We start from the raw sequence: 25,797 nt of genomic DNA, 5'->3' as shown, positions 1-25,797 counted from the left end.
GAGCCGACACATGCAAAACCCGCAAAATCTGATTTGGATCGACCTGGAAATGACCGGTCTGAACCCTGACACCGATGTCATCATCGAGATGGCCACCATCGTCACTGACAGCAATCTCAACACCCTGGCCGAAGGCCCGGTGATCGCCATTCACCACAGCGACGAGATCCTGGCAGGCATGGACGAGTGGAATACCCGTCAACACGGCGGCTCTGGCCTGACCCAGCGGGTACGCGACAGCCGCATCAGCATGGCTGAAGCCGAAGCCCAGACCATCGCTTTCCTGGAGCAGTGGGTGCCAAAGGGCAAGTCACCGATCTGCGGCAACAGCATCTGCCAGGACCGTCGCTTCCTTTATACGCACATGAAGTCGCTGGAAAGCTATTTCCACTACCGCAACCTCGACGTCTCGACCTTGAAGGAACTGGCTGCGCGCTGGGCTCCGGACGTGCGCGACAGCTTCAAGAAGGGCAGCACCCACCTGGCGCTGGACGACATCCGCGAGTCGATCGCCGAACTGCAGCACTACCGCAAGCACTTCATCAAGTTCTAATACCCAAGGTATTGAGGGCTAATGTGGCGAGGGAGCTTGCCCTAATGCCGGTCAGTTAAGGCACGAACCTGTGGGAGCGAGCCGGCTCCGGGCGGCGTTCCGACGATGACGGCATCGCATTCAACATCAACGTTGACTGACCCACCGCTATCGCGAGCAGGCTCGCTCCCACATGGATTGCGCTTAACTGACCGGCATTAGGGCAAGCCCCCTTGCCACAGGTTGTAGATGAATGCTCGTGCGCCCCCTTTTGGTGCCCTGACGATCTGAGTAGACTGCGCGCCTTTTCGTAAGGACCGCCACCATGTTGCTGATGCTCTACCTGATTGCCATTACCGCTGAAGCCATGACCGGCGCATTGTCTGCCGGTCGGCGTGGCATGGACTGGTTTGGCGTGGTGCTGATCGCCTGCGTGACGGCCTTGGGTGGCGGTTCGGTGCGTGACGTGCTGCTCGGGCATTACCCGCTGACCTGGGTCAAACACCCGGAATACCTGGTGCTGACCACAGTCGCGGCCATGGTCACAATCTTCACTGCACGCTGGATGCGCCATCTGCGTTCGCTGTTTCTGGTGCTCGATGCCGTGGGACTGGTGGCGTTTACCCTGATTGGCTGCATGACCGCGCTGGAAATGGGCCACGGCATGCTGGTGGCGTCGGTCAGCGGGGTGATCACCGGAGTCTTTGGCGGCATCTTGCGCGACATCTTCTGCAACGACATCCCGCTGGTCTTCCGTCGCGAGCTCTACGCCAGCGTCTCGTTCGCCGCCGCGTGGTGCTACATGCTCTGCCTTTACCTGCAATTGCCCGGCGAACAGGCGATCCTGATCACCTTGTTTGGCGGCTTCCTGTTGCGCTTGCTGGCGATTCGTTTCCACTGGGAAATGCCCAAGTTCGTCTATAACGACGAAGCCTGAACCCGCGATCTCTTACGGGAGTCCGTGTTGTTTGAGCGCCCACGCCACGTGTTCACGCACCAGCTCTGACGGATAATCCGCACGCGCTTTCAAGGCTTCCAGCACCGGAATGCTCGACGGTGCGTTGCCCAGGCCCACGGCCAGGTTACGCAGCCAACGTTCATAACCGGCGCGGCGCAGCGGCGAGCCTTCGGTGCTGCTCAAAAACTTCGCTTCATCCCACATGAACAGTTCGGCCAACTCGGCGTTGTCCAGGTTGTGTCGCGGTTTGAAGTCGCTTTCGCCGGACGGGCGGGCGAAGCGGTTCCACGGGCAAACGATCTGGCAATCATCGCAACCGAACACCCGATTGCCTATCAGCGGTCGCAAGTCTTCGGGGATCGCAGTTTTCAGCTCGATGGTCAGGTACGAAATGCAGCGTCGCGCGTCCAGCACGTAGGGGCCGACGAAGGCGTTGGTCGGGCAAATATCCAGACACGCCGTGCAGCGTCCGCAATGTTCGGTGCTATGGGGTGGGTCCACGGGCAACGGCAGGTCGACGAACAGTTCGCTCAAAAAGAAGTAACTGCCCGCCTTGCGGTTCAGTACCAGGGTGTTTTTGCCGATCCAGCCGAGGCCGGCCTGTTCGGCGATGGCTTTTTCCAGCACCGGGGCGCTGTCGACGAAGGCCCTGTAGCCGAAGGGGCCGATGACCTGCTGAATCTTCTCCGCCAGTTGCTGCACGCGCTTGCGGATCAGTTTGTGATAGTCGCGGCCCAGGGCATAGCGCGAGACGTAGGCTTTTTCCGGTTGGCCCAGGCGTTTGGCCATTTCAGTGTCGCCCGGCAGATAGTCCATGCGCAGCGAAACCACCCGCAGCGTGCCCGGCACCAGTTCTTCCGGGTGTGAGCGTTTGCTGCCGTGGGCGCCCATATAGTCCATTTCGCCGTGGTAGCCGGCTTCGAGCCAGCGTTCCAGGTGCTGTTCATGCTCAGCAAGGTCCAGACCACTGATGCCGACTTGTTGAAAGCCCAACTCGCGGCCCCAGTCTTTGATCGATTGGGCGAGCGCGGGGAGGTCTGTGGTAATTGCAGGCATGAGACAGGAGAAACCGGGGCTGAGGTGCGTATAATTCTGCCAGACATCGGAGCCCGAAGACGCATGCCGCAGACAAAACACCATTTACCCGACGCGCTGTACAGCGCCGAACAGGTCCGAGCGCTCGACGCGCGGCTGATTGCAGCCGGGACAAAGGGCTTCGAATTGATGCATCGGGCCGCCCGCGCCACGTGGCGTGCGTTGGTCCGGCACTGGCCGACGGCCACTGAACTCAGTGTGGTGGCGGGCCACGGCAATAATGCCGGGGACGGTTATCTGGTGGCCGTGTTGGCCCTGCGAGCCGGCTGGCAGGTGCGGGTGCTGGCGGTGGCTGAACCGTCGCGCTTGCAAGGCGATGCAGCGCTGGCATATGCCGAGTCGCTGGCCGCCGGGGTTGTCGTCCAAACCTGGTCACCCTCGACCGAGCTGCGTGGCGTGGTGCTGGATGCGCTGCTGGGCACCGGTCTGAACGGTGACGTGCGCGAACCCTATGTCGCCGCGATTGAGGCGATCAATGCCTGTGGCCTGCCCGTCGCGGCGGTGGATATCCCCTCTGGCCTGTGCGCCAATACCGGGCGAGTCCTCGGCGCTGCGGTTCGGGCCGACCTCACCGTGACTTACATCGGGCTCAAGCTTGGGCTGTTCACCGGTGATGCGGCGGATCAGGTGGGGGAGTTGCAGTTCAACGATCTGCAAGCCGACCCGACGATCGTTGCCCAAAGCGCTGTCAGTGCTCAGCGCCTTAACCCCGGCAACCTGCCGCGCCTGGCCGCTCGAGCGCCGAGCGCGCACAAAGGTCGATTCGGTCACCTCCTGCTGATCGGTGGTGACCGTGGTTTCGGCGGCGCCATTCTCTTGAGCGCTCAAAGCGCCTTGCGCAGTGGTGCGGGCATGGTGTCTCTGGCCACCCGCAGCGAACATGTTCCGGCCGTATTGGCGCGGGTGCCCGAAGTCATGGTTCTGGGTATTCACTCGGCCAACCAGCTGATGGGCCTGCTTGAGCAAGCCCGTGTGGTGGTGGTCGGGCCAGGTCTCGGTCAGGGCGCGTGGGGTCGCAGCTTGTTGTCGGCGGCAGCCAATGCCCCGTTGCCACAGGTTTGGGATGCCGATGCGCTGAATCTGCTGAGCCAGGGTGATGTGCGTCTGCCGAAGGATTGCGTGATCACTCCGCATCCAGGGGAAGCGGCGCGGTTGCTGGGGATATCCACGGCCGAGGTTCAAGCCGACCGCCCCGCCGCGGCCCATGCATTGAGCAAAAAATACACAGCTACTGTCATTCTCAAAGGGGCCGGCAGCCTGGTTGCCAGTCCCGATGGTCGTTTGGCGCTGTGCCATCAAGGCCACCCGGCCATGGCTACCGCGGGTCTGGGGGATGTACTGGCCGGACTGGTCGGAGCCTTGCTGGCTCAGGGCCTGAACGCATTCGATGCGGCTTGCCTGGCGGTCTGGCTGCACGCCAATGCCGGCGAGCGTGAAGGTAAATCTGGCCGGGGGCTGGCGGCCAGTGATCTGATTCCCACCATTCGTCAGTTGCTGGAGGAGCAAGCACCGTGTCTGAAGTAACCCTGTACCTGGCCAATGAAGACGCCATGGTCGTGTTGGGCAACCGTATCGCTCAAGTGACCCAAGGCCACGGCATCATCTTTCTCGACGGTGACCTGGGGGCGGGCAAAACCACCCTGTCGCGAGGCATTATTCGGGGTTTGGGGCATGTTGGAGCAGTAAAAAGTCCGACCTTTACCTTGGTCGAACCCTATGAGGTCGGCGACATCCGCGCCTTCCACTTCGACCTTTATCGCTTGGTCGATCCGGAGGAACTGGAGTTTCTCGGCATCCGCGACTACCTCGAAGACGATGCACTGTGCCTGATCGAGTGGCCCCAGAAGGGTGCAGGCTTTTTGCCAAAGCCCGACCTGACCATTACCATTAGCCCGCATGACAGCGGGCGTTCGCTGAATCTGTCGCCCCAGGGTTTGCGTGGCGAGTCTTGGTGTGCCGCTTTGGCATTGGAATTCAAATAAATGATGGGGTTAGGTATGCGCTTTCGCGCGTTGGTTGCTGTCGTAGGAATGCTGCTTACGGCACTGGCCGTCGACGCTGTGGCCGCGACAAAGGTCAACAGTGTTCGCCTGTGGCGGGCGCCGGATAACACGCGACTGGTGTTCGACCTGTCTGGCCCGGTCCAGCACAGCGTCTTTACCCTGACGTCCCCGGATCGTCTGGTGATCGACATCAATGGCGCCGTTCTTGGCGCACCGCTGAACGTCTCCACCGCCAATACCCCGATTACTGCCATGCGTTCGGCCCAGCGCACGCCGACCGATCTGCGGGTGGTCATCGACCTGAAAAAAGCCGTCACCCCGAAAAGCTTCGTGCTGGCGCCGAATGCGCAATACGGCAACCGACTGGTGGTCGACCTGTTCGACAACGCCGCCGATGCCGCACCGCCGCCTGCGCCGACCCCGGCCCCAACCGTGGCCACCGTGCCTGCGGTGCCGGTGACCCCAGTTGAGCCGGCGATCAAGCTGCCGCCTGCGCCGGCCGGCAAGCGCGACATCATCGTGGTCATCGATGCCGGTCACGGCGGTGAGGATCCGGGCGCTTCAGGCTCCCGTGGTCAGCACGAGAAAGACGTGGTGCTGGCCATCGCCCGCGAATTGCAGCGCCAGGTCAACGGCATGAAGGGCTTCCGTGCCGAGCTGACCCGTACCGGCGACTACTTCATTCCATTGCGTGGCCGTACCGAGATCGCCCGCAAGAAGGGCGCCGACCTGTTCGTCTCGATCCACGCCGACGCAGCGCCCTCCGCTGCAGCGTTCGGCGCCTCGGTGTTCGCCTTGTCTGAGCGCGGCGCGACATCCGAAACCGCCCGTTGGCTGGCCGACAGTGAAAACCGTTCCGACCTGATCGGCGGTGCTGGCAACGTTAGCCTCGACGACAAGGACAAAATGCTCGCTGGCGTGCTGCTCGATCTGTCGATGACCGCGTCGCTGACCTCCAGCCTGAACGTCGGCCAGAAGGTGCTGAGCAACATCGGCCGCGTCACGCCGTTGCACAAGCAGCGCGTCGAACAGGCCGGGTTCATGGTGCTGAAGTCGCCGGATATCCCGTCGATCCTGGTGGAAACCGGGTTCATTTCCAACTCCAATGAAGCCTCGAAGCTGGCGGCGTCTGGCCACCAGCAAGCGTTGGCCCGTTCGATCAGCGCGGGTGTGCGCCAGTTCTTCCAGCAGAACCCGCCGCCGGGCACCTACATCGCCTGGCTGCGTGATTCCGGCAAGATTGCCCAGGGGCCGCGTGACCACACGGTGCGCCCGGGTGAAACCCTGGCGATGATCGCGGTGCGTTATCAGGTCTCGCCTGCGACACTGCGCAGCGCCAACAACCTGCAATCCGATGAACTGAAAATCGGCCAGCACCTGAACATCCCGGGCACCGAACTGGCGGCCAAGGAATGAACGAGGCCGTGAACAACGCAGCGCGCATCGAGCTGCTCAGCCCGCGACTGGCGAACCAGATTGCCGCCGGTGAGGTGGTGGAGCGCCCGGCCTCGGTGATCAAGGAGCTGCTGGAAAACAGCCTCGACTCCGGCGCCAGACGTATCGACGTCGATGTCGAGCAGGGCGGCGTCAAGTTGCTGCGGGTACGCGACGACGGCAGCGGGATCTCCTCCGACGACTTGCCGCTGGCACTGGCGCGACATGCCACCAGCAAGATTCGCAATCTCGAAGATCTCGAACAGGTCATGAGCCTCGGGTTTCGCGGTGAAGCACTTGCTTCGATAAGCTCCGTGGCGCGTCTGACCCTGACGTCTCGCACCCGGGATGCCGATCAGGCCTGGCAGGTCGAGACCGAAGGCCGGGACATGGCGCCTCGCGTTCAGCCAGCGGCCCATCCGGTGGGTACCTCGGTTGAAGTTCGCGACCTGTTCTTCAACACCCCGGCGCGGCGCAAATTCCTCAAGACCGAAAAAACCGAATTCGATCACCTGCAAGAAGTGATCAAGCGTCTGGCGCTGGCGCGTTTCGACGTGGCGTTCCATCTGCGCCATAACGGCAAGACCATCCTCAGCCTGCACGAGGCCCATGACGACGCGGCGCGCGCCCGGCGTGTGGCGGCGATCTGCGGCGCAGGCTTCCTGGAGCAGGCGCTGCCGATCGAGATCGAGCGCAATGGCCTTCATTTGTGGGGTTGGGTCGGGTTGCCGACCTTTAACCGCAGCCAGGCGGACTTGCAGTATTTCTTTGTGAATGGCCGTGTCGTGCGCGACAAGCTGGTGGCCCACGCGGTGCGCCAGGCCTATCGCGACGTGCTGTTCAACGGTCGGCACCCGACGTTCGTGCTGTTTTTCGAAGTCGATCCGGCGGGTGTCGACGTCAACGTGCATCCGACCAAGCACGAAGTGCGCTTTCGTGACGGGCGCATGGTCCATGACTTCCTCTATGGCACCTTGCACCGTGCTCTGGGCGATGTGCGACCGGAAGATCATCTGGCCGCGCCTGTCGCGACGGCCATGGTCAGGCCGACCGGCATCGAAGCCGGCGAGTTCGGCCCGCAAGGTGAAATGCGTCTGGCGGCCAATGCGTTACTGGAGCAGCCGCAGGCACAACCGACGTTCAATGCGCCGGGTTCGGGCGCTGGCGCCGGTTATCAATACCAGTACACGCCGCGTCCACAGTCGGCAGTGCCGGTCGCCGAAGCCCAGGCGGCCTACCGTGAGTTTTTTGCGCCATTGCCTGAAGCGAACGCTACGGCGCTGCCGGACGGCCAGGGTGATATCCCGCCGCTGGGGTATGCACTGGCACAACTCAAGGGCATCTACATTCTTTCGGAAAACGCCCAGGGGCTGGTACTGGTGGACATGCACGCCGCCCATGAGCGGATCATGTACGAGCGCCTGAAAGTCGCGATGGCCAGTGAAGGCCTGAGCGGCCAGCCGTTGCTGGTGCCGGAGTCAATCGCCGTCAGTCAGCGTGAAGCCGATTGTGCCGAAGAGCACGTCAGCTGGTTCCAGCGCCTGGGCTTCGAACTTCAGCGTCTGGGCCCGGAAACCTTGGCGATCCGGCAGATCCCGGCGTTGCTCAAACAGGCCGAGGCCAATCGTCTGGTTCATGATGTCTTGGCGGACCTGATGGAATATGGCACCAGTGACCGGATTCAGGCACACCTGAACGAACTACTCGGTACCATGGCTTGCCACGGCGCGATCCGCGCCAACCGGCGCCTGGCCCTGCCGGAAATGAACGGCCTGTTGCGGGACATGGAAAACACCGAACGCAGCGGTCAATGCAACCATGGCCGGCCGACCTGGACCCAATTGGGCCTGGACGATCTGGACAAACTGTTCTTGCGCGGTCGTTGATGAGCCAGTTCCCTCCAGCGATATTCCTGATGGGCCCGACCGCTGCGGGCAAGACCGATCTGGCCATCGAGCTGACCAAGGTCCTGCCCTGCGAGCTGATCAGCGTCGACTCGGCGCTGGTGTATCGCGGCATGGACATTGGCACCGCCAAGCCTTCGAAAGAGCTGTTGGCCGAGTTTCCTCATCGCTTGATCGACATTCTCGATCCGGCCGAGGCCTATTCGGCGGCGGACTTTCGCCGGGATGCCCTGGAGGCCATGGCCGACATCACCTCACGCGGCAAAATTCCGCTGCTGGTCGGCGGCACCATGCTCTATTACAAGGCTTTGCTCGAAGGTCTGGCAGATATGCCGGCGGCTGATCCGCAGATTCGCGCTGAAATCGAGGAGGAGGCTGCACGCCTTGGCTGGCAAGCCCTGCACGATCAGTTGGCGGTGATTGATCCGGTGTCGGCGGCGCGAATTCACCCCAACGACCCGCAGCGACTCAGTCGGGCGCTGGAAGTTTATCGGGTCAGTGGTCAGAGCATGACGACCCTGCGCGAGATACAATCTGCGCAAAGTACTGAAGCAGGCGCTTCGGGTCGTCGACAATTGCCCTATACTGTCGCGAACTTGGCTATCGCTCCGGCGAACCGTCAGGTATTGCATGAGCGTATTAAACAAAGATTCACACAAATGTTGGAACAGGGATTCATTGACGAGGTCGTAGCCCTGCGTAATAGAAGTGACCTGCATGCCGGGTTACCGTCTATACGCGCTGTAGGCTACCGACAAGTCTGGGATTACCTGGATGGCAAGCTGACGTCAGCCGAGATGCAGGAGCGTGGGATCATTGCCACGCGCCAATTGGCGAAGCGCCAGTTCACCTGGCTGCGCAGTTGGGCTGATTTACACTGGCTGGACAGCCTCGATTGCGACAATCTGCCACGCGCCTTGAAATACCTGGGAACGGTCTCCATATTGAGCTGAGTCCTTGCAATTGCCGTCTATCCTTGGGGGTGTGACGGCCTAAGCCATTTGTTTACCTATTTTTATTATTGAATCCTTAAAGGAGTGCGGCACATGTCAAAAGGGCATTCGCTACAAGACCCTTACTTGAATACATTACGTAAAGAGAAAGTTGGGGTTTCCATCTATCTGGTCAATGGTATCAAACTGCAAGGCACGATCGAGTCGTTCGACCAGTTCGTTATCCTGCTGAAAAACACCGTCAGCCAGATGGTTTACAAACACGCTATCTCTACAGTGGTGCCGGTTCGTCCAATTCGTCTGCCTAGCGCAACCGAATCCGAACAAGGTGACGCTGAGCCAGGTAACGCCTGATAGGAGTCTCCTTTGTTCTTTGAGCGCCACGGTGGTGGTGAGCGAACCATTCTCGTTCACTTGGATGGTCAGGACCCTGAGGCGCGCGAAGATCCGCAGGAGTTTCAGGAGTTGGCAATTTCGGCTGGCGCCGAGACCGTTGCGTTTATTAACGTGCCGCGTCATCGGCCATCCGCCAAATACCTGATTGGCAGCGGCAAGGTCGAGGAATTGCGCGACCAGGTCAAAGCCGAGAAGGTCGATCTGGTGATTTTCAATCACACCCTCACGCCCAGTCAGGAGCGTAACCTCGAACGTGTCTTCGAGTGTCGCGTGATTGACCGCACGGGCCTGATTCTCGACATCTTCGCCCAACGCGCCCGCACCCATGAAGGCAAGCTCCAGGTCGAACTGGCCCAGCTTGAATACATGAGTACGCGGCTGGTTCGCGGCTGGACTCACCTTGAGCGGCAGAAAGGCGGTATCGGTCTGCGCGGCCCGGGTGAAACCCAGCTGGAAACCGACCGGCGTCTTCTGCGGGTTCGCCTGCGGCAGATCAAGGGGCGCCTGGAGAAGGTCCGCAGTCAGCGTGATCAAGCTCGTCGCGGCCGTAAACGTGCGGATATCCCTTCGGTTTCACTGGTGGGCTATACCAACGCCGGCAAATCGACGCTGTTCAACTCAGTCACCGATTCCGACGTGTTTGTGGCAGACCAGTTGTTCGCCACCCTTGATCCGACCTTGCGCCGGCTCGAGCTCGACGACCTCGGTCCGATCGTGCTGGCCGACACCGTGGGTTTCATTCGTCACTTGCCGCACAAACTGGTCGAGGCATTTCGGTCTACGCTCGAAGAGTCGAGCAACTCTGACCTGCTGCTGCATGTGATCGACGCCCATGAGCCTGAGCGTATGGCCCAGATCGAACAGGTTATGGTGGTGTTGGGCGAGATCGGTGCACAAGACTTGCCGATCCTGGAGGTCTATAACAAACTCGATTTGCTCGAGGGCGTAGAGCCGCAGATCCAGCGTGATGCCGATGGCAAACCGCAGCGGGTCTGGTTGTCGGCGCGTGACGGTCTGGGTCTGGACTTGCTCAAACAGGCAATCGCAGAGTTGCTCGGCGATGATTTGTTCGTCGGCACCTTGCGTCTGCCACAGCGTTTTGCTCGACTGCGCGCACAGTTTTTCGCGCTCGGTGCCGTACAGAAAGAAGAACACGACGAAGAAGGCATCTGTTTGCTGGCCGTTCGTTTGCCGCGAGTCGAACTTAATCGACTGGTGAGCCGCGAAGGATTGCAGCCGCTGGAATTCATCGAGCAACACACTTTGCAATAAAAGCCTGAAAAAGCGGTTGTGCCGCTGTGGCAGGCATTCTGTAGCATTGGTCGGCGCGCCGTGGGTGCGTCTTTGCTTTATCAGATGGAGAGCGCTATGGCTTGGAATGAGCCGGGTGGCAACTCGAATAATCAGGATCCTTGGGGTGGTAAACGCCGCAATAATGGCGACCGCAAGGGACCACCGGATCTCGACGAGGCCTTCCGAAAGCTGCAGGAAAGCCTGAATGGGTTGTTCGGTGGTGGTAAGAAACGGGGTGACGATGGCGGTGGTTCGGGCAAGGGCGGCGGTTACGGCCTGCTCGGCATCGGCCTTGTCGTGCTGGCGGCTGTCTGGCTGTACAGCGCGGTTTACGTGGTCGACGAGCAGGAGCAAGCCGTGGTGCTGCGCTTCGGCAAGTACTATGAAACCGTCGGCCCGGGCCTGAACATCTACTTCCCGCCGATCGATCGCAAGTACCTGGAAAACGTCACGCGTGAGCGTGCCTATACCAAGCAGGGTCAAATGCTCACTGAAGACGAAAATATCGTCGAAGTGCCGCTGACCGTGCAGTACAAGATCAGCAACCTGCAAGACTTCGTGCTGAACGTCGATCAGCCGGAAATCAGCCTGCAGCACGCAACCGACAGTGCCGTGCGCCATGTGGTGGGTTCCACCGCCATGGACCAGGTGCTGACTGAAGGTCGTGAATTGATGGCCAGCGAAATCAAGGAGCGTCTGCAACGCTTCCTCGATACCTATCGCACCGGTATCACCGTCACTCAGGTCAACGTTCAGAGCGCAGCGGCACCGCGTGAAGTCCAGGAAGCCTTCGATGATGTGATCCGCGCTCGTGAAGATGAGCAGCGTTCGCGCAACCAGGCTGAAACCTACGCCAACGGCGTCGTGCCGGAAGCCCGTGGTCAGGCCCAGCGCATCATTGAAGATGCCAACGGTTACCGCGACGAAACGGTCTCGCGCGCCAAGGGTGAGGCAGATCGCTTTACCAAACTGGTCGCCGAGTATCGCAAGGCGCCGGAAGTCACTCGTCAGCGTCTGTACCTGGACACGATGCAGGAAGTCTTCAGCAATACCAGCAAGGTTCTCGTGACCGGCAACAAGAATGGCCAGAACAATCTGCTGTACTTGCCGCTGGACAAGATGATCGACAGTGGTCGTAGTGGTGCAGCGCCTGTAACCAGCGCGCCTGCTGCCAGCAATGACGGGCATGCGCGTGCGGCAGTTGATCTGCAGCAGCCGGCACGTACCAGGGAGAGTCGCTGATGAGCAATAAATCGCTGATCGCCCTTATTGTCGGCGTCGTCGTGGCGATCGCTGCCTGGAACTGCTTCTACATCGTGGCTCAGACCGAGCGCGCGGTGTTGCTGCAGTTCGGTCGCGTGGTTCAGGCTGATGTTCAGCCGGGCCTGCATGTGAAAGTGCCTTACGTTAACCAGGTGCGTAAATTCGACGCACGCCTGATGACGCTTGATGCACCGACACAGCGTTTCCTGACGCTGGAAAAGAAAGCCGTCATGGTCGATGCCTTCGCCAAGTGGCGCGTCAAGGATGCCGAGCGCTTCTACACCGCGACCTCCGGCCTCAAGCAGATTGCTGATGAACGCCTCTCGCGTCGTCTGGAATCGGGTCTGCGTGACCAGTTTGGTAAGCGCACCCTGCATGAGGTGGTTTCCGGTGAGCGTGACGCGCTGATGGCGGATATCACTGCTTCGCTGAACAAGATGGCGGAAAAAGAGCTGGGCATCGAAGTGGTCGATGTTCGGGTCAAGGCCATCGATCTGCCGAAGGAAGTGAACCGCAGCGTGTTCGAACGCATGAGCACCGAGCGTGAGCGTGAAGCGCGCGAGCACCGTGCCAAGGGTAACGAGCTGGCAGAAGGCATCCGTGCCGACGCCGATCGTCAGCGCCGCGTCCTATTGGCCGAAGCCTATCGTGAATCTGAAGAGGTTCGCGGTGATGGTGATGCCACGGCCGCATCGATCTACTCCAAGGCCTACGGTCAGGATCAGGAGTTCTACGGGTTCTACCGTAGCCTGCGCGCCTACCGTGAAAGCTTCGCGAACAAATCCGACGTCATGGTTCTGGACCCAAGCAGCGACTTCTTCCGTTACCTGGAAAAAGCCAAGCCTTGAGTCAACACTGATCCTGAAGGAACCCCGCCGGGCGGCTAAAGCCTCTCGCGGGGTGATCCTTTGGGAAAACGTGTGTATGATGCGGCAGCCGGGAAATTCCCGGCTTTTTTGCGTCTGCACGTTTGATTGCGGTTTTTTATAGCAACATCGAGTTGAACGACTCGACAGGTTTTTCGAGGAAAGTGGTTGGCGAGGCCGATTTCAGGCCGATCGCCGCGTCGTTCATGGGCGCGACTTATGCGTATGGGTCAGACACTTTCTGCTTCACTCAAGGACAGCCTGAGGGCTGGCCGCCCGGATCATAGGGGAATGGCGTAATGGCAACGGTAGACCGCTGGCTGCTGCCAGATGGCATCGAAGAAGTACTGCCACCAGAGGCGGCGCGCATTGAAGTCGCGCGTCGTCAGGTGTTGGATCTGTTCCAGAGCTGGGGTTACGAGTTCGTCGTGACCCCGCATATCGAGTACCTGGAATCCCTGCTGACTGGCGCGGGCCAGGATCTCGATCTGCGGACCTTCAAGGTCATCGACCCGCAGACGGGCCGGCAGATGGGTTTCCGTGCCGACATTACGCCGCAAGTGGCGCGCATCGATGCGCACACCCTGCGTCGTGAAGGCCCGAGCCGTCTGTGCTACGCCGGTAGCGTGCTGCATGCGCAGCCACGCGCCTTGTCGTCCTCGCGCAGCCCGATTCAACTGGGTGCCGAGTTGTACGGCGATGCCAGCCCGAGCAGCGACGTGGAAGTCATCAGCCTGATGCTGGCCATGCTGCAACTGGCCGACGTGCCGGATGTACACATGGACCTCGGTCATGTCGGCATCTACCGTGGCCTGGCGCGTGCCGCCGGTTTGTCCGGTGAAGTCGAACAACAGTTGTTCGATGCCCTGCAGCGCAAGGCCATCGATGAGGTCATTACCTTGACCGAAGGCCTGCCTGCCGATTTGTCGGGCATGCTGCGGGCGCTGGTTGATCTGTGTGGCGGCCGTGAAGTGTTGGCTGCCGCTCGCGAACGTCTGGCCAATGCGCCGGCGCCTGTTTTGGCGGCGCTGGACGACTTGCTGGCGATTGCCGAGCGTTTGTCCGTGCGTTTCCCGGATCTTGCGCTGTACTTCGATCTGGGCGAGTTGCGCGGTTACCACTACCACACCGGTGTGGTGTTCGCGGTGTTCGTACCGGGTGTTGGCCAGTCCATCGCTCAGGGCGGTCGTTATGACGACATCGGCGCCGATTTCGGTCGCGCCCGTCCGGCAACCGGCTTCTCTACCGATTTGAAAACCCTGGTGACCCTGGGGCGTGCTGACATCGAGCTACCGTCTGGCGGTATCTGGATGCCTGACAGTACGGATGCAGCACTCTGGCAGCAGGTTTGCCAGTTGCGCAGTGAGGGTCAGCGTGTCGTTCAGGCATTGCCTGGGCAGCCATTGGCCGCCGCCCGTGATGCGGACTGCGACCGGCAATTGATTCAGCAGAACGGGCTTTGGCAAGTATTGCCGCTGGCTTCTTGAGTTTTCCTGCCGGCGGCTGCCGGCACCAAGTTTGCGCGAATGAGGACAAGTGTTATGGGTAAGAATGTCGTAGTCCTGGGCACCCAATGGGGTGATGAGGGCAAAGGCAAGATCGTTGATCTGCTGACCGAACATGCTGCCGCCGTAGTGCGCTACCAAGGTGGCCACAACGCTGGTCACACCTTGGTGATCGATGGCGAAAAAACCGTCTTGCACCTGATTCCGTCGGGCGTGCTGCGCGATGGCGTGCAGTGCCTGATCGGCAACGGCGTGGTGGTTGCACCTGACGCCCTGCTGCGCGAGATCATCAAGCTGGAAGAGAAAGGCGTACCGGTGCGCGAGCGCCTGCGTATCAGCCCGTCCTGCCCGCTGATCCTGTCGTACCACGTAGCGCTGGACCAGGCTCGTGAAAAGGCCCGTGGCGAGCTGAAGATCGGCACCACCGGTCGCGGCATCGGCCCGGCCTACGAAGACAAGGTTGCACGTCGTGGCCTGCGCATCGGTGATCTGTTCCACCGCGAGCGTTTCGCCGCCAAGCTGGGCGAGTTGCTGGACTACCACAACTTCGTACTGGTCAATTACTACAAAGAGCCGGCCATCGACTTCCAGAAGACTCTCGACGAGTGCATGGAATACGCCGAGCTGCTGCGTCCGATGATGCTCGACGTCACCGCCGAACTGCATAACCTGCGTCGCGACGGCAAAGACATCATGTTCGAAGGCGCCCAAGGCTCCCTGCTGGACATCGACCACGGCACCTACCCGTACGTCACCAGCTCCAACACCACCGCTGGCGGCATCGCCACCGGTTCGGGTTTTGGCCCGATGTACCTGGACTACATCCTGGGCATCACCAAGGCTTACACCACTCGCGTAGGTTCGGGTCCGTTCCCGACCGAGCTGTTCGACGATGTGGGCGCGTTCCTGGCCAAGCGTGGCCACGAGTTCGGTGCTACCACCGGTCGTGCCCGTCGTTGCGGCTGGTTCGACGCCGTCATCCTGCGTCGCGCCATCGACGTCAACAGCATCTCGGGCCTGTGCCTGACCAAGCTGGACGTACTGGACGGTCTTGAGACCATCAACATCTGCGTGGGTTACAAGAACCGGGAGGGTGCAGTGATCGACGCACCGACCGACGCCGACAGCTACATCGGTCTTGAGCCGGTGTACGAGCAAATGCCGGGCTGGACCGAGTCGACCTTGGGCGCCAAGACCCTGGAAGAGCTGCCTCAGGCTGCTCGCAACTACATCAAGCGCGTCGAAGAGTTGGTCGGCGCGCCGATCGACATTATTTCGACGGGCCCGGACCGCAACGAGACCATCGTTCTGCGTCACCCGTTCGCTTAATAAGTCGTTGATGTAAAACACAAAGGGCCCTTAATCGGGCCCTTTGTCGTTTATGCCTGTCGGGCGGCATGACCTTTGCTGTGAATACGGCTTCCAGGTTGCCATCAATTTAATGGCGTCCAAGTAGAGGGATTTCCTGTGTCGGCCGTTCTCTCACTGTTACAAAGCCGTTTGTTGCGGCCCGTGTTCGTTACCCTTGGTATCGCCCTGTTGGTGCAAGTGTTGGTGGCTGTCGCACTGACCCGGAGCACCGTGACTGCATTGGAAGCAGATTTAGGTAATCGTCTAGGTGTCGATAGCCAGAAACTTTCTGGCGAACTTGAGCAGGCCGGGCGTGAAGTCACCTCCAGTCTTGACAGTCTTTCCACCAACACCCGTCAGCGCCTCACCACGGGCTTGTCCTCGCGACTGAAGGACGAGCAGGCACAATTGCGTGCGACCCTGGAAAAGGACCTGAAGGACTCCGCCAATGACATGGCTCAACTCCTGGCTTCGGTCGCACCCCGTGCCATGTGGGACAGCGACGTTCCAACCCTGTCCGAATTCGCCCGTCGTGCCCAACGCAATCCGAACGTGCTGTTCGTGGTGTATGACGACGCCACCGGCCAGCACCTGACCCGCTACTTGAACCGGGAAAATCCGATCAACGCTGCCCTTGTGGAAAAAGGCCAGGGTGAGCGGGCGCTGGATAAAGTGCTGAGTGCGGCGAAGAACGATCCTTCGGTCTACTACCTCGAAGCCTCGATCAATCCCAATGGCGTGGAAATCGGCAAGGTGCTGATGGGCGTCTCCACGGCGTCGGTGGAAACTGACCTGGCGGCCCTCGACAAGCGCTTCTCGGCGCTGATCGCCAGCAGTGATCAACTGGTCGGCGACAGCCTCAAGGGTGCTGCGGCGGATAGCGCCACGGCCATGCGCTCGCGCTTGCAGTCGGCGCAATCCACGGCCACCGAGATGAAAGCCAATACCACCAGTACTGTTCAGGAAGCCGCGGCGACGTTGCGCTGGCGGATCGGTATGGCGCTGGCGTTGGTGGGCTGCGGTGTCTTGCTGCTGTTGGCGGTGGTGCTCGGGCGACGGGTGGTCAATCGCCTGAAGCTGCTGATCGCGGCGATGGATGATCTGGCGGCGGGTGAGGGCGATCTGACCAAGCGCGTGCAGATCAACAGCAAGGATGAAATCGGCGACATGGCTTCAGCGGTCAATCGCTTTGTGGATAAGTTGCAGCCCATCGTGCGCGAAGCGGGTGATGTGGCTCAGCGCACCGGTGTGGAAATCGGTGCGATGTCCAAGCGCAATGCCGGCGCCGATGCGGCGGCGAAGTCCCAGCGCGATGAGGTGGCGGAGAGCTTGCGCGCCTTGTCGCAAATGGCTGACGAGGCGCAGGCCGAAAGCCATGCGATGCAGGCGGCGTTGCAGCAGGTGGTGGATATTCGTCAGGCGACGGATGAAAACACTCGTACCTCGGCGCAGGTCGGCAGTCTGATCGAAGCATTGGCCGGGCAAGTCGATACCGGGTCTAAAGTTATCGAGCGTCTGGCGCAACAGAGCGAACAGATTGAAGTGGTGCTGGAGGTGATTCACGGGATCGCCGAGCAGACCAATTTGCTGGCACTGAACGCGGCGATCGAAGCGGCGCGGGCCGGGGAGACTGGGCGTGGTTTTGCGGTAGTGGCCGATGAAGTACGGGCGTTGGCCAGCAAGACGCAAAGCTCGACCGGCGACATTCAGGCGCACATCGGTGCTTTGCAGCAAGGTGCTCGCGAGGCCGTAGCGGCCATTGGGCAGGCGGGGCGTCAAGCCAGCGAAGGTTTGCTGGTATTGCGCGACAGTGCGCGTTTGCAGCAGTCCGTGCAGGTTTCTGTCGAGCAGGTGCATGCGGCCATCGGCCTGGCGACTCAGGCGGCGGCCCATCAGGCCAAAGGCGCGCAAGCGGTGCGTGGACGCGTCGAGACGATTCATGCTCAGGCGGAGCGTGCGGCCCAGGCCGTGGTGGAAACAACGGCTAGCGGCAAGGTGCTGGACAGTCTGGCGGCGCAGCTGAAGGCGAGCCTGGGGCAGTTCCGGGCCTGATTTGTTGTCTGGGCCACCGCCATCGCGAGCAGGCTCGCTCCCACAGGTTCTGCTGTGCCCCCACTATCTGCGGGCGACAGAAATCAAATGTGGGAGCGAGCCTGCTCGCGATGGCGTTTTCAGCGGCTCAAACACATCTGCGTCGTAAGCAGGTCAGCCCCCTTGCACAGGGATGGCGGTGGCTGGAGATTATCGAACACCAGAAACGCAAAAACCCGCTTTCGCGGGTTTTTGTGAGATTCAAGATCGTTGACCTTGAACTTTGAATTGGTGCCCAGAAGAAGACTCGAACTTCCACGACCTTGCGGTCACCAGCACCTGAAGCTGGCGTGTCTACCAATTTCACCATCTGGGCAATATCTTCAGCGTTGCCGCTGTTGATGTGGCGCACTATACGGAGAGCGTTTTGATCTGTAAACCCCTGTTTTGGTTTTAATAAATCAAACACTTAGAATGCAAAAACCCGCTTTCGCGGGTTTTTGTGTGAGCCTTGAAATTGAACTAATCTCAAGCTCGAAATTGGTGCCCAGAAGAAGACTCGAACTTCCACGACCTTGCGGTCACCAGCACCTGAAGCTGGCGTGTCTACCAATTTCACCATCTGGGCAGTATCGGCAACGTTGTCCGTCGTCGATGGCGCGCACTATACGGAGCGTCCTTTTAACTGTAAACCCCTGATATCAAAAAAACCTGGAAAATTTTACGAGCGGTGCTCAAGACTGTCTTTCCAGGCGAGAGAAGGGGCTTTTGAGGCCTCCAGGAGTCTGAAATTTCCCGTTTCATTACGCCTATGCCAAACTAACCCGCATATAGACAAGGTGAAAACTCTCTAATGGCCGATTGGCAGTCCCTCGATCCCGAGGCCGCTCGTGAAGCGGAAAAATATGAAAACCCTATTCCTAGCCGCGAACTGATCCTTCAGCACCTTGCTGATCGTGGTTCGCCTGCTAACCGCGAGCAACTGGTCGAAGAGTTTGGTCTGACCACAGAAGACCAGATCGAAGCCCTGCGCCGCCGCCTGCGCGCCATGGAGCGCGACGCTCAACTGATCTATACCCGCCGTGGCACCTACGCGCCGGTAGACAAGCTCGACCTGATCCTGGGCCGCATCAGTGGTCACCGTGACGGCTTCGGCTTCCTGATCCCGGACGACGGCAGTGACGACCTGTTCATGAGCCCGGCGCAAATGCGTCTGGTGTTCGACGGTGACCGTGCGCTGGCACGGGTTTCCGGTCTGGACCGTCGTGGTCGCCGTGAAGGCGTGATCGTCGAAGTGGTGTCCCGTGCTCACGAGAGCATCGTCGGTCGTTACTTCGAAGAAGGCGGCATCGGCTTTGTGGTGGCCGACAACCCGAAGATCCAGCAGGAAGTGCTGGTGACTCCAGGTCGTAACGCCAACGCCAATATCGGCCAATTCGTTGAAGTGAAGATTACGCATTGGCCGACGCCACGCTTCCAGCCGCAAGGCGATGTGGTGGAAGTGGTCGGTAATTACATGGCGCCGGGCATGGAAATCGATATTGCCCTGCGTACCTACGACATTCCTCATGTATGGCCTGAAGCGGTGCTCAAAGAAGCCGCCAAGCTCAAGCCGGAAGTCGAAGAGAAAGACAAAGAAAAACGCATCGACCTGCGTCATCTGCCGTTCGTTACCATTGACGGCGAAGATGCTCGCGACTTCGACGATGCGGTGTATTGCGAAGCGCGTCCAGGCAAGCTGCGCCTGTTCTCCGGCGGCTGGAAGTTGTACGTGGCGATTGCCGACGTTTCCAGCTACGTGAAGATCGGTTCGGCGCTGGACAACGAATCTCAGGTTCGTGGTAACTCGGTGTACTTCCCCGAGCGCGTCGTGCCGATGCTGCCTGAGCAGTTATCCAACGGCCTGTGCTCGCTGAACCCGCTCGTCGATCGCCTAGCCATGGTTTGCGAGATGACCATCTCCAAATCCGGCGAGATGACCGACTACTGCTTCTACGAAGCAGTGATTCACTCCCACGCCCGCCTGACCTACAACAAGGTCAGCGCGATGCTGGAACAGCCGAAAACCACCGAGGCCCGGCAGTTGCGCGGTGAGTACACCGATGTCGTGCCGCACCTCAAGCAGCTCTACTCGCTGTACAAGGTGTTGCTGGCGGCTCGTCACGTGCGTGGCGCGATCGATTTCGAAACGCAGGAAACCCGAATCATCTTCGGCACCGAGCGCAAGATCGCCGAAATCCGTCCGACTGTGCGCAATGACGCGCACAAGCTGATCGAGGAATGCATGCTGGCGGCCAACGTGGCCACCGCTGAATTCCTGAAGAAACACGAGATCCCTGCGCTGTACCGGGTCCACGATGGTCCGCCGCCGGAGCGTCTGGAAAAACTCCGCGCCTTCCTTGGCGAGCTCGGCCTGTCCCTGCACAAAGGCAAGGACGGCCCGTCGCCGAAGGACTACCAGGCGTTGCTGGCCGGTATCAAGGATCGTCCGGATTTCCACCTGATCCAGACCGTCATGCTGCGTTCGTTGAGCCAAGCGGTGTACAGCGCTGATAACCAGGGCCACTTCGGCCTGAATTACGAAGCCTATACCCACTTCACCTCGCCGATTCGCCGTTACCCGGACTTGCTCACGCACCGGGCGATTCGCAGCGTCATCCACTCCAAGCAAGACACGCCACATGTGCGTCGTGCCGGGGCAATGACCATTCCGAAAGCGCGTATCTATCCGTACGACGAAGCGACGCTGGAACAGCTCGGCGAGCAGTGCTCGATGAGCGAGCGCCGTGCCGACGAAGCGACCCGCGACGTAGTGAACTGGCTCAAGTGCGAGTACATGAAAGACCGCGTGGGCGAGTCGTTCCCGGGCGTGATCACTGCGGTGACCGGTTTTGGTCTGTTCGTCGAGCTGACGGACATCTACGTCGAAGGGCTGGTCCATGTGACCGCTTTGCCGGGTGACTACTACCACTTCGACCCTGTGCATCACCGCCTGGCCGGTGAGCGTACCGGTCGCAGCTTCCGCCTTGGCGATACCGTCGAAGTGCGCGTAATGCGGGTTGACCTGGACGAGCGCAAGATCGACTTCGAGATGGCCGAAAAAACCATCAGCGCGCCGATTGGCCGCAAGAAGCGTGGCGCAGAAACCTCCGCGCCTGCTGCCAAGACGGCTGCTGAGCCTGCGCCGGCGAAAACCGGTCGTCGTAGTTCCGTGAAGGAAAAAGCGGTCGAAGCCTATCGCCCAAGCGATGCTGCGGCGAAAAACGCCGAGGTACGCAAAAGTCGTGAAATGAAGCAGGCGTTGCTGGCCGAAGCGAAGAGCGGCGGTAAAGCGGCGTCTGGGGGAAAGGCCGGACGGTCGGCGCCTGAAAAGGCCTCCGGCGGCAAGCCAGCCAAACCGAGTAAACACCGTAAAGGCCCGCCAAAAGCGGGCTCGGCTCCAGCCAAAAGCGGCGGGGCGCGTAAACCTAAGGCCAAGTCATGAGTCAGTTGGAAAAAATCTACGGCGTGCATGCCGTAGAAGCGTTGCTGCGTCATCACCCTAAACGCGTCAAGCAGATCTGGCTGGCCGAAGGCCGCAGTGATCCGCGCGTTCAGACGCTGATCGAACTGGCCAATGAAAACCGCGTTGCGGTCGGTCAGGCCGAGCGTCGTGAGCTGGATGCCTGGGTTGAAGGCGTGCACCAGGGCGTGGTGGCGGACGTGAGTCCTAGCCAGGTCTGGGGCGAGGCCATGCTCGACGAGCTGCTCGACCGTACCGAAGGTGCACCGCTGCTGTTGGTGCTCGACGGCGTGACCGATCCGCACAACCTTGGTGCTTGCCTGCGTTCTGCCGACGCGGCGGGTGCATTGGCAGTGATCGTTCCGAAGGACAAGTCAGCCACCCTGACCCCGACTGTACGTAAAGTCGCCTGTGGCGCCGCTGAAGTGATTCCGTTGGTGGCTGTGACCAACCTGGCGCGCACCCTGGAAAAACTCAAGCAGCGTGGTTTGTGGGTCGTCGGTACGGCGGGCGAGGCTGAGCAGGATCTGTATCAGCAGGACCTGACCGGACCGACCATCCTGATCATGGGTGCGGAAGGTAGCGGGATGCGCCGTCTGACTCGCGATCTTTGCGACTACCTGGTGCGCCTGCCGATGGCCGGTAGCGTCAGCAGCCTCAACGTTTCCGTGGCAACCGGCGTGTGCCTGTTCGAAGCCCTGCGCCAGCGCGGCGTCAAGGCCGCCGCCAAGAAAGCATGAGTCGGTTGTAATCCCTGTGGGAGCGAGCCTGCTCGCGATAGCGGAGTGTCATTCAGCATAAATGTTGAATGTGATGCCCCCATCGCGAGCAAGCTCGCTCCCACAGTTGTTTGTGGTGGTGGGTATTGTTCAAATAATCACCAATTGCCTTGCACCTCTTCTATCCCTTCTCTACAATTGCGCCCCTTGCTGTGACGGCAGGCACGCATGTGTCTATCGCCGGCAAGTCCATAAGTGTCATTCACTCCTTGTCTGACCGCTTTTGAGCGGCAGGCTACAACCCGTAAGGAGCATTCATGCGTCATTACGAAATCATCTTTTTGGTCCACCCGGATCAAAGCGAGCAAGTCGGCGGCATGGTTGAGCGTTACACCAAGCTGATCGAAGAAGACGGCGGCAAAATCCACCGTCTGGAAGATTGGGGCCGTCGTCAACTGGCCTACGCAATCAACAATGTTCACAAGGCTCACTACGTGATGCTGAACGTTGAGTGCACTGGCAAGGCCCTGGCCGAGCTGGAAGACAACTTCCGCTACAACGATGCAGTGATCCGTAACCTGGTCATCCGTCGCGAAGAAGCCGTTACCGGCCAATCCGAGATGCTCAAGGCTGAAGAAAACCGCAGTGAGCGCCGTGAGCGTCGCGACCGTCCTGAGCACTCCGACGCTGAAGGCGTTGACAGTGATGACAGCGACGCCAGCGATAACGCTGACGAGTAATCCACGGACCTTTTGAGGAGCCTATTACATGGCACGTTTCTTCCGTCGTCGTAAATTCTGCCGCTTCACCGCTGAAGACGTGAAAGAGATCGATTACAAAGATCTCAACACTCTGAAAGCTTATGTATCCGAGACCGGCAAAATCGTTCCAAGCCGCATCACCGGTACCAAAGCTCGTTATCAGCGTCAGCTGGCCACCGCTATCAAGCGCGCCCGCTTCCTGGCCCTGCTGGCCTACACCGACAGCCACGGCCGCTGAGACCGGGCAGTCGACACGTAGCAAAGGATTGAATGCATGCGCGCCATAGCTGAGTTCATCATGCGCGGTCGTATGCAGGCCACTCTCGTAGTGGCTGGATGCGCGGCATTGCCGTTGTTGTATTGGTTGGGTGCTGCCGCGGGGAGCCTTGTGCTACTGCGGCGCGGATTGAAGGACGCCCTAGGCGTTCTTGCTCTGGGAATACTGCCGGCATTGCTCTGGTGGATGTATTCCGCTGATCCACGCGCACTTATGGTGCTGCTGGGGTCTTCGGGCCTTGCGTTGGTTTTGCGCGCAAGTGAATCCTGGAACCGCGTGCTGCTGGTCAGCATAGCGATGGGATTGGTGTTTTCAGTGGTGCTGGGTGCGGCTTACCGCCCTCAGATCGAGATGCTGGCGCAGGAGCTGGTAAAGATCCTGCCGCTGGCCCTCGGTGACCTCTACCAGCAATTGTCGGTAGAGGAGCGAGCGCGTCTCGCCGCCCTGATTGCTCCGGTTCTGACTGGCCTGATTGCGGCCTTGTTGCAAATCGTCAGTGTGCTGAGCCTGATTATCGGGCGCTACTGGCAGGCGTTGTTGTACAACCCCGGTGGTTTTGGTCGCGAGTTTCGCGCCATCCGAATCCCGCTGGGGCCGGCGATGTTGCTGCTGGCGTGCATGCTCCTGGGGCCGAACTTCGGTTCCCAGATGGCCATGTTGACGCCGTTGTGCAGCGTACCGCTGGTGTTCGCCGGGCTGGCCCTGATTCATGGGCTGGTGGCTGAAAAGCGACTGGCCAAGTTTTGGCTGGTGGGGTTGTACGTAACGCTGTTGCTGTTTATGCAGCTGATCTATCCGTTGCTGGTGGTCCTGGCCATTGTCGACAGCCTGATTGATTTTCGCGGTCGTTTGGCGCCGAAAGACGCCGATAACGCGAACGGTGAAGGTTAAAAGTTAAGAGGATTTTCACATGCAACTGATCCTTCTGGAAAAAGTCACCAACCTGGGCAACCTGGGTGACAAAGTGAACGTTAAGGCTGGTTACGGTCGTAACTACCTGCTGCCTTACGGCAAAGCTACCGCTGCGACCGCTGCCAACCTGGCTGCGTTCGAAGAGCGTCGCGCTGAGCTGGAAAAAGCCGCAGCAGACCGTAAAACTTCGGCTGAAAACCGCGCTGCCCAACTGGCTGAGCTGGAAGTGACTATCACTGCCACCGCCGGTGACGAAGGCAAGCTGTTCGGTTCGATCGGTACTCACGACATCGCTGATGCACTGACCGCCTCTGGCGTTGAAGTTGCAAAAAGCGAAGTTCGTCTGCCGAACGGCACCATCCGCAACGTAGGCGAATTCGACGTAGCCGTGCACCTGCACGCTGAAGTTGAAGCCACCGTACGCGTTGTCGTGGTAGCAGCTTAAGCAGCACTTGTCGGCTGGCACCCTCGGGTGCTTACCGGTAACATCGGGCACGATCCTGTTTACAGGTCGTGCCCTTTGTCTTTCTGCGGTTCCTGATTTTCTACAAACCCTGCTTTTCCTAAAGAAACCAAGTGGCCATGAACGATATCTCCGCTCCTGAGCAATACGATCTGCAAACCGCCGCGCTGAAAGTGCCGCCGCATTCCATCGAGGCCGAACAGGCTGTGCTCGGTGGTCTGATGCTGGACAACAACGCCTGGGAACGCGTGCTCGATCAGGTGTCGGATGGCGATTTCTATCGACATGACCACCGCCTGATCTTCCGTGCGATCGCCAAGCTGGCCGATCAGAACTCGCCGATCGACGTCGTGACCCTTGCCGAGCAATTGGACAAGGAAGGTCAGACCTCGCAAGTTGGCGGTCTCGGATACCTCGGCGAACTGGCGAAAAACACCCCGTCCGTCGCCAACATCAAGGCCTATGCGCAGATCGTTCGCGCGCGGGCGACCTTGCGGCAACTGATTGGCATTGCCACCGAGATTGCCGACAGCGCATTCAATCCAGAAGGTCGCACGGCTGAAGAGATCCTCGACGAAGCTGAACGGCAGATCTTCCAGATCGCCGAGGCCCGGCCAAAAACCGGCGGCCCGGTGAGCGTGAATGACCTGCTGACCAAGGCCATCGACCGCATCGACACCTTGTTCAACACCGACAACGCCATTACCGGCCTGTCCACCGGCTACACCGACCTCGACGAGAAGACCAGCGGCCTGCAACCGTCCGACTTGATCATCGTTGCCGGTCGTCCATCGATGGGTAAAACCACCTTTGCGATGAACCTGGTGGAAAACGCCGTGCTGCGCAGCGACAAATGCGTTCTGGTCTACTCGCTGGAGATGCCAGGTGAATCGCTGATCATGCGTATGCTGTCTTCCCTCGGCCGTATCGATCAGACCAAAGTCCGTGCCGGTCGCCTGGACGACGACGATTGGCCGCGCCTGACTTCGGCGGTCAACCTGCTCAACGATCGTAAGCTGTTCATCGACGATACGGCTGGTATCAGCCCGTCGGAAATGCGTGCGCGGACCCGGCGTCTGGTGCGTGAGCACGGCGATGTCGCCCTGATCATGATCGATTACCTGCAACTCATGCAGATCCCGGGCTCGGGTGGCGATAACCGGACCAACGAGATTTCCGAAATCTCCCGCTCGTTGAAAGCCCTGGCCAAGGAATTCAACTGCCCGGTGGTGGCGCTGTCGCAGCTCAACCGCTCCCTGGAGCAACGTCCCAACAAGCGCCCGATCAACTCCGACTTGCGGGAATCCGGAGCGATCGAGCAGGATGCCGACGTCATCATGTTCGTGTACCGGGACGAGGTGTATCACCCGGAAACCGAACACAAAGGCATCGCCGAGATCATCATCGGCAAGCAGCGGAACGGCCCGATCGGAACGTCACGCCTGGCGTTCATCGGCAAGTACACCCGCTTCGAAAACCTCGCGCCGGGCAGCTATAACTTCGACGACGAATAAGTTATTTAGCGCCTGAAAGGGCCCCATCGCGAGCAGGCTCGCTCCCACCTTGGAATGCGTTCCTCT

The 25,797-nt window shown here is 60.0% G+C and carries 22 protein-coding genes and 2 tRNA genes; 21 read left to right on the top strand and 3 right to left on the bottom strand.

Features of this window, described 5'->3' with window-relative positions; all coding sequences use genetic code 11:
- Positions 1 to 10 precede the first annotated feature (10 nt).
- Together orn and NTD87_RS14815 are read left to right on the top strand one after the other, a co-directional pair.
- Positions 11 to 553: an oligoribonuclease gene (gene orn, locus NTD87_RS14820; protein WP_262114719.1), complete on the top strand. Its 543-nt coding sequence runs from the start codon at positions 11 to 13 to the stop codon at positions 551 to 553.
- Between the two features lie 304 nt (positions 554 to 857).
- The gene (locus tag NTD87_RS14815; RefSeq protein ID WP_262114717.1) at positions 858 to 1,469 is read left to right on the top strand and encodes a trimeric intracellular cation channel family protein; all 612 of its coding nucleotides are present in this window, start codon (positions 858 to 860) and stop codon (positions 1,467 to 1,469) included.
- A 12-nt stretch (positions 1,470 to 1,481) separates the two neighbouring features.
- On the opposite strand, the gene queG is transcribed toward NTD87_RS14815, so the two are convergent.
- Complete coding sequence (queG, locus tag NTD87_RS14810) at positions 1,482 to 2,546, bottom strand: tRNA epoxyqueuosine(34) reductase QueG (protein WP_262114716.1); 1,065 nt, start codon at positions 2,544 to 2,546, stop codon at positions 1,482 to 1,484.
- Between the two features lie 63 nt (positions 2,547 to 2,609).
- On the opposite strand from queG, the gene NTD87_RS14805 reads away from it, so the two are divergent.
- The 12 genes from NTD87_RS14805 (at position 2,610) to NTD87_RS14750 (ending at position 17,604) form a co-directional block, all read left to right on the top strand.
- Complete coding sequence (locus NTD87_RS14805; protein WP_262114715.1) at positions 2,610 to 4,109, top strand: NAD(P)H-hydrate dehydratase; 1,500 nt, start codon at positions 2,610 to 2,612, stop codon at positions 4,107 to 4,109.
- Positions 4,097 to 4,567, top strand: a complete 471-nt coding sequence (tsaE, locus tag NTD87_RS14800) for a tRNA (adenosine(37)-N6)-threonylcarbamoyltransferase complex ATPase subunit type 1 TsaE (protein WP_262114713.1) — start codon at positions 4,097 to 4,099, stop codon at positions 4,565 to 4,567. Before NTD87_RS14805 ends, tsaE begins: the two co-directional genes overlap by 13 nt.
- Positions 4,568 to 6,004 carry an N-acetylmuramoyl-L-alanine amidase gene (locus NTD87_RS14795; protein ID WP_315975325.1) on the top strand — a complete coding sequence of 479 codons (1,437 nt, stop codon included), beginning with the start codon at positions 4,568 to 4,570 and terminating at the stop codon, positions 6,002 to 6,004.
- 8 nt (positions 6,005 to 6,012) lie between these two features.
- Positions 6,013 to 7,908 carry a DNA mismatch repair endonuclease MutL gene (gene mutL / locus NTD87_RS14790; RefSeq protein ID WP_262114774.1) on the top strand — a complete coding sequence of 632 codons (1,896 nt, stop codon included), beginning with the start codon at positions 6,013 to 6,015 and terminating at the stop codon, positions 7,906 to 7,908.
- Positions 7,908 to 8,879 (top strand): tRNA (adenosine(37)-N6)-dimethylallyltransferase MiaA, encoded by a 972-nt coding sequence (gene miaA, locus NTD87_RS14785; protein ID WP_262114712.1) that lies wholly within the window; start codon positions 7,908 to 7,910, stop codon positions 8,877 to 8,879. The genes mutL and miaA overlap by 1 nt, the downstream gene beginning before the upstream one ends.
- A gap of 93 nt (positions 8,880 to 8,972) precedes the next feature.
- Positions 8,973 to 9,233, top strand: a complete 261-nt coding sequence (hfq, locus tag NTD87_RS14780; protein ID WP_010221594.1) for an RNA chaperone Hfq — start codon at positions 8,973 to 8,975, stop codon at positions 9,231 to 9,233.
- Between the two features lie 12 nt (positions 9,234 to 9,245).
- Positions 9,246 to 10,547 carry a ribosome rescue GTPase HflX gene (hflX, locus tag NTD87_RS14775; RefSeq protein ID WP_262114709.1) on the top strand — a complete coding sequence of 434 codons (1,302 nt, stop codon included), beginning with the start codon at positions 9,246 to 9,248 and terminating at the stop codon, positions 10,545 to 10,547.
- Between the two features lie 96 nt (positions 10,548 to 10,643).
- Entirely contained in the window at positions 10,644 to 11,810 is a 1,167-nt protein-coding gene (hflK, locus tag NTD87_RS14770) for an FtsH protease activity modulator HflK (protein WP_262114708.1), read from the top strand.
- Entirely contained in the window at positions 11,810 to 12,679 is an 870-nt protein-coding gene (gene hflC, locus NTD87_RS14765) for a protease modulator HflC (RefSeq protein ID WP_262114706.1), read from the top strand. The genes hflK and hflC overlap by 1 nt, the downstream gene beginning before the upstream one ends.
- A 317-nt stretch (positions 12,680 to 12,996) precedes the next feature.
- Entirely contained in the window at positions 12,997 to 14,184 is a 1,188-nt protein-coding gene (locus tag NTD87_RS14760; protein ID WP_262114704.1) for an ATP phosphoribosyltransferase regulatory subunit, read from the top strand.
- A 54-nt stretch (positions 14,185 to 14,238) separates the two neighbouring features.
- Positions 14,239 to 15,531, top strand: a complete 1,293-nt coding sequence (locus NTD87_RS14755; protein ID WP_262114703.1) for an adenylosuccinate synthase — start codon at positions 14,239 to 14,241, stop codon at positions 15,529 to 15,531.
- A 138-nt stretch (positions 15,532 to 15,669) separates the two neighbouring features.
- Positions 15,670 to 17,604, top strand: coding sequence for a methyl-accepting chemotaxis protein (locus tag NTD87_RS14750; RefSeq protein WP_262114702.1), 1,935 nt, complete (start codon positions 15,670 to 15,672; stop codon positions 17,602 to 17,604).
- Between the two features lie 268 nt (positions 17,605 to 17,872).
- On the opposite strand, the gene NTD87_RS14745 is transcribed toward NTD87_RS14750, so the two are convergent.
- Together NTD87_RS14745 and NTD87_RS14740 are read right to left on the bottom strand one after the other, a co-directional pair.
- Positions 17,873 to 17,959: transfer RNA gene (locus NTD87_RS14745), tRNA-Leu, on the bottom strand.
- 165 nt (positions 17,960 to 18,124) lie between these two features.
- A tRNA-Leu gene (locus tag NTD87_RS14740) sits at positions 18,125 to 18,211 on the bottom strand.
- Positions 18,212 to 18,436: 225 nt separating this feature from the next.
- Here NTD87_RS14740 and rnr point away from each other — a divergent pair.
- The 7 genes from rnr (at position 18,437) to dnaB (ending at position 25,731) form a co-directional block, all read left to right on the top strand.
- The gene (gene rnr / locus NTD87_RS14735; RefSeq protein ID WP_262114701.1) at positions 18,437 to 21,067 is read left to right on the top strand and encodes a ribonuclease R; all 2,631 of its coding nucleotides are present in this window, start codon (positions 18,437 to 18,439) and stop codon (positions 21,065 to 21,067) included.
- Positions 21,064 to 21,825 carry a 23S rRNA (guanosine(2251)-2'-O)-methyltransferase RlmB gene (rlmB, locus tag NTD87_RS14730; protein WP_262114699.1) on the top strand — a complete coding sequence of 254 codons (762 nt, stop codon included), beginning with the start codon at positions 21,064 to 21,066 and terminating at the stop codon, positions 21,823 to 21,825. Before rnr ends, rlmB begins: the two co-directional genes overlap by 4 nt.
- 296 nt (positions 21,826 to 22,121) lie before the next feature.
- The gene (rpsF, locus tag NTD87_RS14725) at positions 22,122 to 22,544 is read left to right on the top strand and encodes a 30S ribosomal protein S6 (RefSeq protein ID WP_262114697.1); all 423 of its coding nucleotides are present in this window, start codon (positions 22,122 to 22,124) and stop codon (positions 22,542 to 22,544) included.
- A 28-nt stretch (positions 22,545 to 22,572) separates the two neighbouring features.
- Positions 22,573 to 22,803 carry a 30S ribosomal protein S18 gene (gene rpsR / locus NTD87_RS14720; protein ID WP_002551829.1) on the top strand — a complete coding sequence of 77 codons (231 nt, stop codon included), beginning with the start codon at positions 22,573 to 22,575 and terminating at the stop codon, positions 22,801 to 22,803.
- A 36-nt stretch (positions 22,804 to 22,839) separates the two neighbouring features.
- Complete coding sequence (locus tag NTD87_RS14715) at positions 22,840 to 23,733, top strand: hypothetical protein (RefSeq protein ID WP_262114696.1); 894 nt, start codon at positions 22,840 to 22,842, stop codon at positions 23,731 to 23,733.
- A gap of 19 nt (positions 23,734 to 23,752) precedes the next feature.
- The gene (gene rplI, locus NTD87_RS14710) at positions 23,753 to 24,199 is read left to right on the top strand and encodes a 50S ribosomal protein L9 (RefSeq protein WP_008157007.1); all 447 of its coding nucleotides are present in this window, start codon (positions 23,753 to 23,755) and stop codon (positions 24,197 to 24,199) included.
- A gap of 137 nt (positions 24,200 to 24,336) precedes the next feature.
- Positions 24,337 to 25,731, top strand: coding sequence for a replicative DNA helicase (dnaB, locus tag NTD87_RS14705; protein WP_109627711.1), 1,395 nt, complete (start codon positions 24,337 to 24,339; stop codon positions 25,729 to 25,731).
- Positions 25,732 to 25,797 lie beyond the last annotated feature (66 nt).

It is taken from the genome of Pseudomonas sp. 6D_7.1_Bac1 (assembly GCF_025465945.1).
GTDB lineage: Bacteria > Pseudomonadota > Gammaproteobacteria > Pseudomonadales > Pseudomonadaceae > Aquipseudomonas.
This window is presented reverse-complemented; position numbering and strand designations above follow the sequence as displayed.